The following is a 13,384-nucleotide window of genomic DNA, read 5'->3' as shown; positions in this document are numbered from 1 at the left end:
CATACATTTACACAACCGACGGTTGGACTCTTCTTGCAAAAGCAGGAGCAAACGGGAGAGATGGTACGAGTGGCACTGGCGGAACCACAATAATTTCTTCTGGATTGACTTCTTCAATCGGTTCTTACGCAATTGCAACTCTTCTTAGTACGGAAGAACTTACAAACCAAGATGTCACAATCACTGTGAATGTTACGGAAGATAACCTTTCAAAAGTCGGATTTGTATATTCAGAATCTCAAATTGACTGGTCAGATTCAAAATCTGTTTTAACAAACGCTTCATTCACGGCGATTACAGCTGATTCAGAAGGAAAATACAAAATCACGGCAACTAAGAACGGATATTACACCGTGGCAGCCAAAAAAGGTGGTGGCTATGTTGTTGCGACAGAAGACAAAATCTCAAACATCGACAAAACAGCCCCGGCAGCTGTAAGCGGACTGACTGCAAAATACATGACAAGCACTCAGAAAATCACCGTAACATGGGTGAACCCGACAGACAGTGATTTGGATTACATTTCATTAAGCTACACAAAGGTCGGAACAGCAGTCGTTACTGATTCTCATGCGACTTCTCCGTATGTTTTGAGCGATATTGAAGTTGACGGAAGCGAATATGTGTTCTCTGTTAAAGCCGTTGACAAAACATGAAATGCGAGCGTTGTTCAGACAGCAAGCGTTACTCCGGCGGAAGGTGCTCGCGTACAGGACATCACTTTGAGCCGCTACCATTTGGCGTACAACGATGCTGACCAGACTGTGACGGTGGTTGCCAGATTGATGAACGCAGAGCAGATTGAGGAAGGCACGGTCGTAAAGATTCAGACAAAAGACCCGAGCGGAAACATGACCACTACGGTTGCGACACTCGACAAAGCGGCCGGAACAGCCACCGCAACTATTACCGCTCCTTCAACAAGTTCTAATTCTGATTATAGAGACCGTACGTACACGGTGCTGTGCAAGATTGGCAATGATGAAACGGACACGACGCATACAGCGCGCTTCACTGTAAGCGCAGGGTCATCCCTGTTTTCAGTGTTTCACTCCTTGAACAGAAGTGAGTACACCAGCGCCAAGGTGCAGATTCCCCTGAACAATGTGACGGCTTCCACAAGGTATTATGTGCGCATCGAGGGCAGCAACCTTGACTTGACCGCTCCGTACATTCAGTTGTACGACTCTACGGGAGCAGCGTACTATACCGAGCCGGTTGCCGTAGACACGAGCGCGGTTCGATGGACGGCGACAAGCGGAGAAAATCCCCAGACAATCGACACAGAGATTCCCGTTCCCATGGCGAATGATACCTACACGGTAGGGGTGCTGTTCGGAGATGCTGTGGTGACCTCGCGCACACGGACATTGCAGGTTTACGATGTGCCCAATTTCACGAGTTTCACCATTCCTCAGGTCGAGTTCACGGAGGTAGGCAACACGGTTACGGCGACAATCATCGGAAAAAACTTTGACACGCCAGATGTGGTTTTGTCCAATTTCACGGCAACTTGCGCGGGTAAGCCGAGCATCGTTGCAAGCACCAGCTTTACGCGTACAAGCGACACCCTGTTAACTGCCACGTTCACCATTCCGGGAACGGTTGGTGAATACGACATTACGGTGCGCTACGGCACGAATTTGATAACCGGCACGCTCAAGGTAGTCAGCGCGTACAGCGTGGGCGACGTGCTCCTGAGCGACGGCACGATTGTGCGCTATGATGCAGACAACCTTACCTTTACCTCTGAACAGAAGTCAAAGGCGGTGGGCGTTCTGTACGGACTTGACGAGTACGGCATACCACGCGGTTGGCTGGGCATATACAATTCTTACGGCGGAACGAACAGCGGAGAGTACAGGTGGGCACCAAGCGGAACGACGGGTTACAACACGAAATTCAGCGACATCGTCTGTACGCCAAGCAATGCTGGTTCGGGTGTGGCAGATACGGCTACCTTTAAGGGCGACACGGACGGAAGCGACAACTGGGCGTACATCTGCTCCGTAGACCCTGCGGGAACTGCGGACGCGGCGACAAACTACCCGGCGTTCAACTACGTGAACAATTACGCCACGACGTTCGGTCTTACAGGCGAATACGCTGACGGCTGGTACATGCCGAGCATTGCAGAACTTTGTTACATCTACAGAAGCAAGACCGTGCTGAATGCAGTATTAAATGCAGTGGGTGGAATACACTTGTGTGATTTCTATTGGTCGTCGTCGCAGAACGGCTACTACTACTACGAAGCGTGGGATGTCACTATCTCTGACGGCAAAGTGGACTTCATCAGCAAGAACTACGATAACTATGTCTGTTGTGTCCGGGCTTTTAAATAGCGTAGCGGTTGTCGCTATGTAACGGTACACAGTGACTCCCCATGCAGAAACATTTGGAGGGGGCTGTCCAAAAAGAATTGGGCAGCCTCAATTATTTTAAATTTACAAGAGAATTCAAATCTGCTAAAATTTAAATATGAGCAGAGGCGTAAGCGATAAAATTACATACAAACCGTATAATCAGGGCGAGCAGTGGCTTCTGCCACCAAGCCTGGATGAACTGGTTCCGCAAAATCATTTTGTAAGAATAGTCAGTAAAACGGTAGACGAACTTAAGATTGGAGAAGTTTTTGAAAAAAATACAAAAGGCGGAGGTGCAAGTCGTTACACTCCGGTCATGCTTTTTAAGGTATTGATTTACTGCTACATGACAGGAACTTATTCTTCAAGGCAGATTGCAAAGCAGTGCCGGGAGAATGTAAATGTAATGTGGCTTACAGCCTTTCAGCAACCTGATTTCAGGACGATTAACAAATTCCGTAGTGAAAAGTTAAAAAACTCAATTGAAGAAATATTTGTATCAACAGTAAAGCTTCTGAACAGAAAAGGTTATGTTAGCCTTGAAAAATATTTTGTTGACGGGACAAAAATCGAAAGCGCAGCAAATAAATATACTTTCGTGTGGAAAAAAGCTGTAGAAAAAAATGAGAAGAATCTGGATGAGAAACTAAAAGTATTCCTCAAAGATGTAGAAGAAATTACCAAGAAAGAAAATCAGATTTACGGTGACAAAGATTTTGCCGAAACGGGCGATGACACTCCGGTAACTAGTGAAGAAATAAAGGAAGTGGCAGAACCGATTAATAAAAAACTTGCCGAAATCAATAATCTTGAGGACGACGAATCAAAAGATATAAAAAAAAACTGAAAAAAGCAAAACGTTTGATTGAAAAAGATTATCTTCCAAGAAAAGAGAAATATGAAAACTCAAACGAAACTTTCAAAGGCAGAAACAGTTATTCAAAAACTGATGAAGATGCAACTTTCATGCGGATGAAAGAAGATCATATGCTCAACGGTCAGCTTAAACCTGGCTACAACATTCAGGTCGGCACAGAGAATAATTTTGTAATTGGTTATGATGTATTTCCGAATCCGACTGACACACGAACCTTTATACCTCATCTTGAAAATGTTCAGAAACGGCTTAACTGTAAGTTCAATACTGTGATAGCAGATGCTGGCTATGGAAGTGAAGAAAATTACGATTATCTTGAAAAGAATGAAATAACTGGAATTGTAAAGTACACAAGTTACGAAAAAGAAATGAAAAGAAGTTTTAAGAAGAAAACATTCAATGCAGAAAACTGGAAATACGATTCCGTTCAGAAAGAATATACATGTCCCTGCGGAAATCCAGTTCCTTACAAACTGACACGAAAAAGAAAAAGCGATTCTGGCTATGAACAGACCGTGGATGTTTACCAATGTGAAAACTGTGAGGGCTGCCCATTCAGAGAGTTATGTACTAAATCAGAATATGGACGAATGGTTCAGAGAAACGATCACTGGCTTGAACAGAAAACAAAAGTAAAAAACTATCTCGCAACAGAAGAATATAAATCTCTTATGAAAAAACGTTCCACCGAATGCGAAACCGTCTTCGGTCAGACAAAAGGTAATCTAAAATTCAGAAGATTTCATCTCCGTGGGAAAGAAAAAGTTGGAACAGAATGGGGCTTGTTGATGATTGGATATGATTTTAAGCAACTGATTCGCTTAATGAATGCCTAAAGAAAAAAACAAAATGGACAAATCCTCAAAAAAGAGCGCTTGAACATGAAAAAGGGGCTGTCCATATGAAGTTATTATTAACTTCTAGGACAGCCCCCTCCAAACCTCTGCTCATCATGAAATCTAGCATTATGCGCTCTCCAATGCATCTAAGTTTCTGAAACTTGTTATCGAAGAATAAATTTGTTTTAGGTACTTCTTGAAATATTCATTTTTTTCTGAATCAAAATTGGAATGTATAACTTCGCCATCGTTCGTGAGCAGAATAGATTCTGCCGTTTTGCAATCTTCAAAACAAACATCAGTATCAGTATAAGTAATCAAAATTCCGTCTTTTTCACAAAATTCTTTTCTCATTTTATACACCAAAAGATTACATTTTTCTTCCAATAAATATTCTATCACAGTTCTTTTGAAATTGTATATATTTGTCTAAGTTTTTATATTCTACATCCCCTTTCTCACATAGTAGGAGAAAAAAAAGGCGAGGAATTTCCCCGCCTTTAGATGGACTTGTGTCTTTCGACCAGCCTGATAAATTCTGTCGTTACTATTTATTTCACAATCTCAGCCAATGCAGCCTTCATTCCCTTGCTCTGGATATCAGCGAGGTGGCCTGCAACTGCGGCTTCGAGTCCTGCGTATTTTGTCAAATCTTCTTTCCAGAAATCAACATTTGAGAGGACGCGGTTTGCGATTACTTTTGCGTCTTTTGTCTCTTTGTTGAGGGCTGCGAAGAATTCGAGGACTGGCATTGTGTCCTTGTTCGGGTAAACGCCATCGTCGCGTTTAGATTCGAGGTATTTTGCGCCCTTCTCGTCTGTTTTGATTTCGGTGCCGTTGTAGAATGCGATGAGGGCTGCGATTGAGAATCCGAGCAATTTTGGAACTGAGCCGCTCTTTTTGATTGACTGTGTAACTGATGGCAAACAGCGTGTCCAGTATTTAGCGACTGAGTTCAAAGAAATCTCGATGAGGCGGTGCGGGTTGAACGGATTCTGGAAGCGTGTCCATACATCCTGTGCGTATTTCTTGAGGTCTTCCTGGTCGCCGTCTATTGAAGGAACGATTTCATTGAAGATGATGTCGTGCATGAATTTCTGAGCGTCTGCGTTCGGTGTGTTGAATCCGCTTCCGACTTTCTCTGAGCAAACGATGTCCTGAACATAGTTTGAACCTGCGAGGAATGCTGCCAAAACAGAAGATGTGTGTGCGCCGTTCAAGATGCGGACTTTTCGTGTGTGGTAGTAGTCCATGTTCTGAACCCACTTAACTGAAAGGCCTGCTTTAACGAGTGGAAGTTCATCTTCGTGTGATTTTTTAGATTCGATAACCCAGAAGTGGAAAAGCTCTGCTGAGTCAAGGAGTTTGTCTTCGTAGCCGAGTTTTTCGCAAAGGTTCTCTGCCTGAGTTTTGCCGTTTTCTTCTTTAGAAAGGAGTGGGAAATATCCCGGAACGATGCGGTCAACCAAGCATGAACAAACATCACAAGCCTCGTCGAACCAGTTGATGAAGTCCGGTCCGAGCTGCCACATTTCTGCGTAGCGGAGGATGTTGATTCGGAGGTTGAGACCTGCCTGATCTGAAAGCTCACAAGGAATCAAAATCATGCCTTTTGATGTGTCGCCTTTGAAAGCCTGGAATCGTTTGTAAAGGAATGCAGTTACTTTTGCAGGGAAGTTTTTCTGCGGCTTCTGATCGAGTGTAACTGGAACTCCATCAATTTCTGTGTCGAAGCGGATTCCGGCCTCTGTTGTGTTTGAAACGATGAATCGCAAATCCGGGCTTGAAGCCAATGCGATATAATCATCATAGTTTGTGTATGGGTTGATTGAGCGGCTGATTGAATTAATAGCCCGTGTCTCAACAGTTGGTTTTCCGTCTTTCATGCCACGGAGAACTGTTGTGTAAAGATTGTCCTGTGCATTCATTGCATCAATCATGCCTTTTTCGAGCGGCTGAACGATTACGATATTGCCGTTAAAATCGGTTTTTTCGTTTACAATATCAATCTGCCAGTCTACGAATGCGCGCAAAAATCCGCCTTCGCCGAACTGAAGAACCTTTTCTGGTCGCTGAACCTTCTTTACTACATCTTTTATTGATTTAAGAGCCATAATCTGAACCTCCGGAATTTACCTGAATTAAAATCTTCTCTAATTTTATAATCTTGAAACTCAAAAATTCATATAGCGATTATTGACACCTTTTTGATTAAAACCGTGAAAAAAATTTTTAATTATTTTTTTTTGTAAAATAGAGATAAAACTTGTAAAAAAAACGCGCTCATTATAGAATATAGAGATGTATAATTCTAAAAGCAGTCGAAGATTAGGCTTCATCCTTTCAACCATTCATGCAGGCTCTGCACTCAAGCTTTTTCGCAAAGTCGTTTCGCAGGCCATGAAAGATGACGGAGCTTTTTTCGTTTTTCCGGGTGGCAAGCTTAATTCAAAAAGCGGTCCAGAGCGTCTCCGCAATGATATTTACAAACTCGTCAATCCTTCGAATGTTGACGGTCTCATCAGCTGGGCATCTAGTATCAGCGGTTCAGTTTCAGTTCAAGAAGTCGAAGAATTTCACAAGCAGTTTCAGTCCATTCCTTTTGTAACAATCGGTCAGAAAGTTCCTGGGCATCCGTACACAGGTTTTGACGCTTATACCGGCATGAAGGAACTTGTAAGGCACTTCATTCAGGTTCACGGCGTAAAAAAAATCGCTTTCCTTCGCGGTCCTGAAAATCATACTTCCGCAGAAGACCGTTTCAGAGGCTACAAAGATGCACTCATCGAAGCAGGTCTCGACACTCCCGAAAATCAGGAGCTTGTCACCTATCCGCTGAGCTGGTCCGACGGTGAGCTTGGCATTGCATGGCTCATCGAAGAAAAGGGCTTCGTTCCGGGCAAGGATTTTGAGGCTCTTCTTTCAGCCAGCGACATGATGACATTCTCTGCGGTCAATTATCTCAAACAAAGAGGAATCCGCATTCCAAAAGACCTTCAGGTTGGCGGTTTCAATGACACAGAAGAAAGCCGAATTTCAATTCCTTCATTCACTACAGTTCACATGCCGAATGCAGAACTTGGACTTGCCGGATACGAAAAAATCAACAATATTCTCGACGGAATGCTCGGTGTTGCCGATTCAAATCTTCCAGCATATCCTGTCATTCGTGAAAGCTGCGGCTGTGTTCACACAAAAATCTGGTCATCATCTGATACGCACACAAAAATCCGTTCAAGGGAGCAGTTTCAGCAGGAAGTCTGCAAAGTTTTCCGTCTCGACCAGAATTCTACCGCACTCGACTCAATGCTTAATCCGCTTTTTGGGAACGACAAATCTAAATTCTACGATCAGTTCACTCAAAAAGTCACGACTTATTTCCAGAACGGCGGCGATTTGATTCGTATGTTTACCGCCATGTCACTCTTCCGCTCGGTCACCTGCCTTCCGCCAGAGTACATCGAAAAAGTCATCCGTCACATCACGCTTCTTGTACCGCGAATTCAGGAACGGGTCTTAATCGAAAAACAATACGAAAGTGACAAAATCAACGGAATCATAAGTTCATTAAAAAACAGCCTTCTTTCTGTTTTTGAACGCGACAAGCTCATTTCGGTTTTAAAAGACCATCTTTGCAAAATCGGAATCAATACAACGGCAATCGTTCTTTACGACGACGATTCATATTCAAACTATATCGGCGGATTCAATTCAGCGAACGAAATCCGAACTGAAGAAGTTCGATTCCCAAAAGAATATCTCGTTCCAGAACGATATGCTTCTGATTTTGAAAAGGGTGCTTTCATCGTTCAGCCGCTTTTTGTTGACGAACGCTCTTACGGTTACATCATCTGCAATTATTTTGGTGCTCAGGGCATCGTTTACGAAGATTTGCGTTCTTCGGTCAGTTCAGCATTGCAGAGTATTTTCCTGTTTGAGCAGACAAGTGATGCAAAACGCGTTGCAGAACAGGCCGAATTCGCCAAAACAGAGTTTTTCGCAAATGTTGGAAGCGATTTGTGCGATCCTCTCAAAGACCTTTCTTCAAAGCTCCAGCAAATGGAAACAAACATTGAGAACGGTGTTCTTGACAGGGACATTCTGGCAGAGCAGCTTCTTTTCCTGCGCTCACAGATTGATGCACAGCTCGAAAAAACAGAAACTCTCGTCGATTTGACGCGCTCTCAGGTTGATGACCTGCCGATGGATAAAAAGCTCTTTGACATACGGCAAATTCTTCCGGGAAGCGTTGCAGCAGGTCTCGACAGGACATTCCCGCTTCTGTACGGTGATTCAGAACGACTCAAGCGCGCACTTCACACAATCTTTGATTTCTCAGAAAAAACTACCTGCGTTTCAGAAAAACTTGACGGAATTCACATTGAATTCTATTCAAGCAAATTTGAATGGCAGAAACCGGAACTTCTTCTTGCCGAAAAAATCATTCTCCTTCAGTACGGTGATGTCATAAAATCTGAAAATTACACAGAAGTTGTTCTTCCGTGGCCAAATCTTGCAGGGCAGCCTTCACTCGTCCACAATATTGACGAAGCCAAGGTCTACAGTTTCACCGAAAATCTTTCAAGCGACCGCAAATCTTTCAATGCGAAATATCTCTTTAGCGATGATGTTGATTCAGAATCCCTCGAAAACATCATTCTTCTTTGGGAACCTGATTCAGCACCTATCGATGAATGGGTAAAAGTTTACGGTCTGCGCCACGATGACCTTTTCTACCGTGCGCCGCTCATCTGTTACAGCCGCAACATGATTGGACACAGTTTCATCGACATGCTGGAACAGAAAATCAAAACTCAGCGCTCTTCACCGGTTCTCTTCGTCAATGCAAAACATACTCACTACGGAACATGGGCAACGGACGCGAACAGCATAAACATCCCTTCTATGGAAGAATTTGATAAAATTCTTGCTGAAATCACGCCGTCGCTTATCGTATTTGAGTCAATCACCGAAGAAAATATCCGGCAAATCAGACAGAATCCAAAAACTGTTCTCGTGCCGATTATCGTTCTTCCAGACGCAATTGACACCGAAGAAGAAATTGAACTTCTCTGCTCTCATCCAAGAATCATTCTCTGCAACCGTGGAGCCGCTGAATCAGAGCAGTTTGACGAACGAATCCGTGGAATCCTTTCGGGTGATGAAATTCTTCCACCGCACACGGGCGCACTCGTTAAAAAAGCAATTCTGTACCTCAACAGGAATGCCTCTCAGCAGATTGTCCGCTGGAAGCTCGCAGATACCGTTCATGTAAGCGAAGATTATCTCACGCGAATCTTCCACAAGGAAATCGGTCTGAGCCTTTGGGAATACCTGAACCGCTACAGAATCTACATCGCAACAAAAATGCTTCTTGAAACAAACGATACAATCTATGAAATCGCGGAGAATTCCGGCTTTCAGGACCAGGCATACTTCTGCCGCGTATTCAAGAAGATTTACGGTGTTCCGCCAGGAAAAATCCGCTCTAAATAAACTCATTATCCGGGGAAACTGGCATTTCTGCCTTTATTCTCCGGATACATTCCTGCCTCCCGACTTTTATTTAATTAGTATTAAAAAAAAACGAAGAAATTTAGAAAATATTGCAAATTAGGTCGAAATAGTTATAATCAGTCGGTTTTGTCCAATAACACAAAAGTATTTTTAATTTCTAATTAGCGGTTTACGCGTTAATATGGTTCTACGAGGTTAGGTATGAACGCACAAGAAACAAATGTTTTAAATGCACCGAAGAAGGATCTCTGGAAAAATGTAAAGAGACATTTCTCGGTTTATGCTCTTCTTATCATTCCAGTTGTGTACTATGCTATTTTGAAGTATGGACCAATTGTTAATGGTCAGATTGCATTCAAGGACTTCGCCCCTGTAGATGGTGTTTGGGGAAGTGTTTGGGTTGGATTCAAGAATTTCAGCACTTTCATCCATTCGTTCTATTTTGGCGAACTTTTGAGAAATACAATTCTTTATAGTTTGGCAAAGCTCTGTATTTCAGTGCCACTTTCAATTATTCTGTCTGTGGCTTTGTATGAATGTACACACAATGTACTGCGCCGTGTCGTTCAGACTTTGGCTTATTTGCCGCACTTCCTTTCTTGGGTTATCATGTACGGTATTCTTCTTATTTTGCTTGCACCAGGCGATGGTCTTGTAAATGATGTAATCAAATCATTCGGCGGTACAGCAAAAGACTTCCTTACAAACACAAGGGTATTCCCTGTTGTCGTTGTTCTTTCTGACGCATGGAAGGAAATGGGTTGGGCCGCAATCATCTTCATCGCAGCTCTTATGGGAATTGACCCGTCTTTGTTCGAGGCTGCAATGGTTGAAGGTGCTTCTGCTGTTCAGCGCGTATGGTACATCACAATTCCTTCTATTAAGCCTGTTATCGTTACAGTAGTTCTTTTGAAACTTGGTACAGTTCTTGATGCCGGATTCAACCAGATGTTCATGCTTTATTCACCTGCCGTTTATTCGGTCGCTGATATCATCGATACATGGGTTTACCGACAGGGTCTTCTTCAGTTTGAGTTCGCTCTGGCAACTGCAGTAGGTATCTTCAAGGGTGTAATCGGTATGCTCCTTGTTATGGTTTCAAACAAAATCGTCAAAAAACTGACTGAATCATCACTCTTGTAATTTGAGGTGCTAAAAATGGAAAAACCAAAGACAGTAAAACTTACATCTGGTGATAGAGCATTTTACATCGGTGTCAACACATTCCTTATTTTCATCGGAATTATCATCGCTGTACCAATCATCAGTACGATTTCATCTTCTGTAACACCAAACGGTTTCAGAGGAAACTCTTTCGATAAATTCTTCCTGATGCCATGGTATTGGGATGGTTCAGCATACAAAGCTCTTCTTGGAAACAACGGATTTATCCTTGCTTTCTGGAACTCAATCAAAATCATGCTTTTCGGAGTAGTCACTTCATTGTCACTCACTGTTCCGATGGCATATTGTATGTCTGTTCAGGATTTGCCTGGCCGCAAAATCCTCAACTACTTCGTTCTTATTCCATATTTGTTCAACATCGGTGTTATCCCGACCTTCCTGGTTGTCACAAATCTTCATCTTACGAATCATTTGTGTTCAATCTTCTTGCCGGGTGCAATCGGTACATACAACTGTTTGATTATGCGCGGCTTCTTCGAGGGAATTCCTGAATCACTTAAAGAATCTGCACGAATCGACGGTGCTGCTGAATGGTATGTTCTTCTTTCTATCATTCTTCCACTGTCAAAGCCAATCATCATGACAATCGGTTTGTATTATGCAGTCGGTTACTGGAATGACTTCATGCACGCACTTCTTTACTTAACAGAAGCTTACTTGCAGCCACTTCCAATCCTCACTCGAAACATTCTTTTGGGTGCTTCAATGAGCGAAACTTTGGATACTGGTACAGCGTTCGGTGCAGCTTCAATTGCATCAATCAAGGCAGCATGTGTATTCCTTTCTGCTATTCCGATGATGCTCGCTTATCCGTTCATCCAGAAATACTTCACTAAAGGTACAATGCTCGGTTCAGTTAAGGGCTAATCCTAAAATCGTAACAATATGGGCGACTGTGGGTTTTATATCCAGTCGCCTAGTTGTATATAGTCTCTCTTCGGGGAGACATAATTTAAAACTTAATTTCATTTGTTTTCATAATTAAGGAGGAAAAAATGAAAAAATTGTTGAAAGGGCTTATTGCTTCAGCATTGGTCGTTGCAATCGCAGCTCCAGCTTTCTCTGCAAAAGCAAAAACTAACAAAGACGGTACTGTAGACATCGAACTTTGGTACGGTGCTGCTGCATCTGAGGCCGGTCCAGTTCCAAACGAATGGGTTGGTTATAAAATCATTAAAGACAAACTCAAGATTAACCTCAAACTTACAAACTTGCCTTCATCAGAGGCTGACCAGAACACAAAAATCAACGCTGCAGGTGCTGCAAACACATTGCCTGATTTGTTCATGGTTTCTAACGAAGTTTACCCAACTCTCGTTTCAAAGAAATTGCTCGCTGAAGTCGACAAAATGTACAAAATGATGCCTAACCGCACTGCAAAATTGTACGACAAAGAATCACGCGCTTTCACTACAATCGGAAAGCACTCTTACGCTCTCGCTCAGCCGGGTTCTATCGTTCGCAACGAAGGCGTTCTTATCCGAAAAGACTGGCTCGACAAACTCGGTCTCAAAGTTCCAAAGACAACTGATGAGTTCTTCGAAGTTATGAAAGCATTCACAGAAAAAGACCCAGACGGTAACGGAAAAGCTGATACATACGGATACGGTGCATTCCTTGAAGTTAGTTCATCAAACGAAGGTCTTGGACGACGCCTTGACCCAATCTTTGGTGCATTCGGTGTTGCTGGTACATGGAACCTCGCAAATGCAAAAGAAGCTGGTCTTAACATCTACAAACCAGAATATTATGACGCAATGTGCTTCGTAAAGAAAATGGTTGACGCTGGTGTAATCGATCCAAACTGGCTTTCATACAAAAAAGATGACTTCCGTGCAGCATGGAAACAGGGCCGCTTCGGTATCATGCGTGAACAGAACGCTGCTTATGCTAACGAAGGAAACTACAAACCATTCGACAACAACTTCCCAGAGGGTGAATGGATTGTTGTTGAGCCACCAGTAGGACCAAAAGGAAAGTCTGCTGCAGGTACATACTCACAGGCTTACCGAATGTATGCCGTTTCTGCAAAAGCTGCTAAAGAAGGAAAACTTGAAAAAATCGCTGAACTCCTTGAATGGATGTCTTCAGACGAAGGTTACTACCTCCTCGGATGGGGTCAGGAAGGTGTAAACTATGTTCTTGACAATGGCGTTCCAACAGCAAAAGGTTTGGCTGATCCATCAAAAGCTTACACAGAATCTGCTATGATTCCTTACACACAGCTCCGCAACATGGTTTACTACAATGGCGATGCTGAGTTGGCTTCTCGCTACCCAACATGGTACTCAAAGAATGGTAAAGCAATGTCTGCTCTCAAAACACTCCGCGAGATGCAGTCAAAAGCTTGGACTCCATGTAGAGGCCAGGATAAAATGCCAAACCCAACAGCAGATGTTAAACGATTCTACGAACAGGGCGTTGTTGAGTTCATGACTGGTAACCGTGCTCTTAACCCAACTGAATGGAAGAAATTCCTTGATGATTTCAGCAAGAACGGTGGTAAAGCATGGGAAGCTGAAGGTCTTGCAAAGGCTAAAGAAGCTCGTCTCATCAAATAAGTTGAACTGACGGTTTAATTCCGAAAGCAAAACACTTTT

Annotated in this window: 9 protein-coding genes and 1 pseudogene; 8 read left to right on the top strand and 2 right to left on the bottom strand. The window is 43.1% G+C overall.

The genetic code is table 11. The features are described from left to right. The 4 genes and pseudogenes from Q0Q74_RS00990 to Q0Q74_RS00975 all read left to right on the top strand — a co-directional run. Positions 1–656 (top strand): annotated as a pseudogene (locus Q0Q74_RS00990) (hypothetical protein); the annotation flags it as partial. Positions 657–1,682: 1,026 nt separating this feature from the next. Then, on the top strand, positions 1,683–2,345 hold the full coding sequence (locus tag Q0Q74_RS00985) for a DUF1566 domain-containing protein (RefSeq protein WP_294427648.1): 663 nt from the start codon (positions 1,683–1,685) through the stop codon (positions 2,343–2,345). A gap of 136 nt (positions 2,346–2,481) precedes the next feature. Continuing rightward, positions 2,482–3,213, top strand: a complete 732-nt coding sequence (locus Q0Q74_RS00980; RefSeq protein ID WP_294427646.1) for a transposase — start codon at positions 2,482–2,484, stop codon at positions 3,211–3,213. Between the two features lie 14 nt (positions 3,214–3,227). After that, entirely contained in the window at positions 3,228–4,079 is an 852-nt protein-coding gene (locus tag Q0Q74_RS00975; RefSeq protein ID WP_294427644.1) for a transposase, read from the top strand. A gap of 129 nt (positions 4,080–4,208) precedes the next feature. Here the strand turns inward: Q0Q74_RS00975 and Q0Q74_RS00970 are convergent, their stop codons facing one another. Together Q0Q74_RS00970 and Q0Q74_RS00965 are read right to left on the bottom strand one after the other, a co-directional pair. Beyond that, a complete protein-coding gene (locus Q0Q74_RS00970; protein ID WP_294427641.1) occupies positions 4,209–4,436 on the bottom strand; it encodes a hypothetical protein in 228 nt (75 codons plus the stop codon). Positions 4,437–4,633: 197 nt separating this feature from the next. Then, complete coding sequence (locus Q0Q74_RS00965) at positions 4,634–6,196, bottom strand: tagaturonate reductase (protein ID WP_294427637.1); 1,563 nt, start codon at positions 6,194–6,196, stop codon at positions 4,634–4,636. Positions 6,197–6,383: 187 nt separating this feature from the next. Here Q0Q74_RS00965 and Q0Q74_RS00960 point away from each other — a divergent pair, with 187 nt between their 5' ends. From Q0Q74_RS00960 to Q0Q74_RS00945, 4 genes are all read left to right on the top strand, one after another. Continuing rightward, a complete protein-coding gene (locus Q0Q74_RS00960) occupies positions 6,384–9,578 on the top strand; it encodes a helix-turn-helix domain-containing protein (protein WP_294427636.1) in 3,195 nt (1,064 codons plus the stop codon). A gap of 222 nt (positions 9,579–9,800) precedes the next feature. Continuing rightward, positions 9,801–10,742 carry a sugar ABC transporter permease gene (locus tag Q0Q74_RS00955; protein WP_294427634.1) on the top strand — a complete coding sequence of 314 codons (942 nt, stop codon included), beginning with the start codon at positions 9,801–9,803 and terminating at the stop codon, positions 10,740–10,742. 15 nt (positions 10,743–10,757) lie between these two features. Then, a complete protein-coding gene (locus tag Q0Q74_RS00950; protein ID WP_294427632.1) occupies positions 10,758–11,651 on the top strand; it encodes a carbohydrate ABC transporter permease in 894 nt (297 codons plus the stop codon). Positions 11,652–11,779: 128 nt separating this feature from the next. Next, positions 11,780–13,345: an extracellular solute-binding protein gene (locus Q0Q74_RS00945; RefSeq protein ID WP_294427630.1), complete on the top strand. Its 1,566-nt coding sequence runs from the start codon at positions 11,780–11,782 to the stop codon at positions 13,343–13,345. Positions 13,346–13,384 lie beyond the last annotated feature (39 nt).

This window comes from uncultured Treponema sp. (genome assembly GCF_946187725.1).
GTDB lineage: Bacteria > Spirochaetota > Spirochaetia > Treponematales > Treponemataceae > Treponema_D.
The sequence above is the reverse complement of the archived record's forward strand: the minus strand, read 5'-3'. Positions and strand labels throughout refer to the sequence as shown.

Coding starts and splice junctions, on each gene's coding strand:
- Q0Q74_RS00980 (WP_294427646.1), top strand. CDS start 2,482: ATGAGCAGAGGCGTAAGCGATAAAATTACATACAAACCGTATAATCAG.
- Q0Q74_RS00970 (WP_294427641.1), bottom strand. CDS start 4,436: ATGAGAAAAGAATTTTGTGAAAAAGACGGAATTTTGATTACTTATACT.
- Q0Q74_RS00965 (WP_294427637.1), bottom strand. CDS start 6,196: ATGGCTCTTAAATCAATAAAAGATGTAGTAAAGAAGGTTCAGCGACCA.
- Q0Q74_RS00960 (WP_294427636.1), top strand. CDS start 6,384: ATGTATAATTCTAAAAGCAGTCGAAGATTAGGCTTCATCCTTTCAACC.
- Q0Q74_RS00955 (WP_294427634.1), top strand. CDS start 9,801: ATGAACGCACAAGAAACAAATGTTTTAAATGCACCGAAGAAGGATCTC.
- Q0Q74_RS00950 (WP_294427632.1), top strand. CDS start 10,758: ATGGAAAAACCAAAGACAGTAAAACTTACATCTGGTGATAGAGCATTT.
- Q0Q74_RS00945 (WP_294427630.1), top strand. CDS start 11,780: ATGAAAAAATTGTTGAAAGGGCTTATTGCTTCAGCATTGGTCGTTGCA.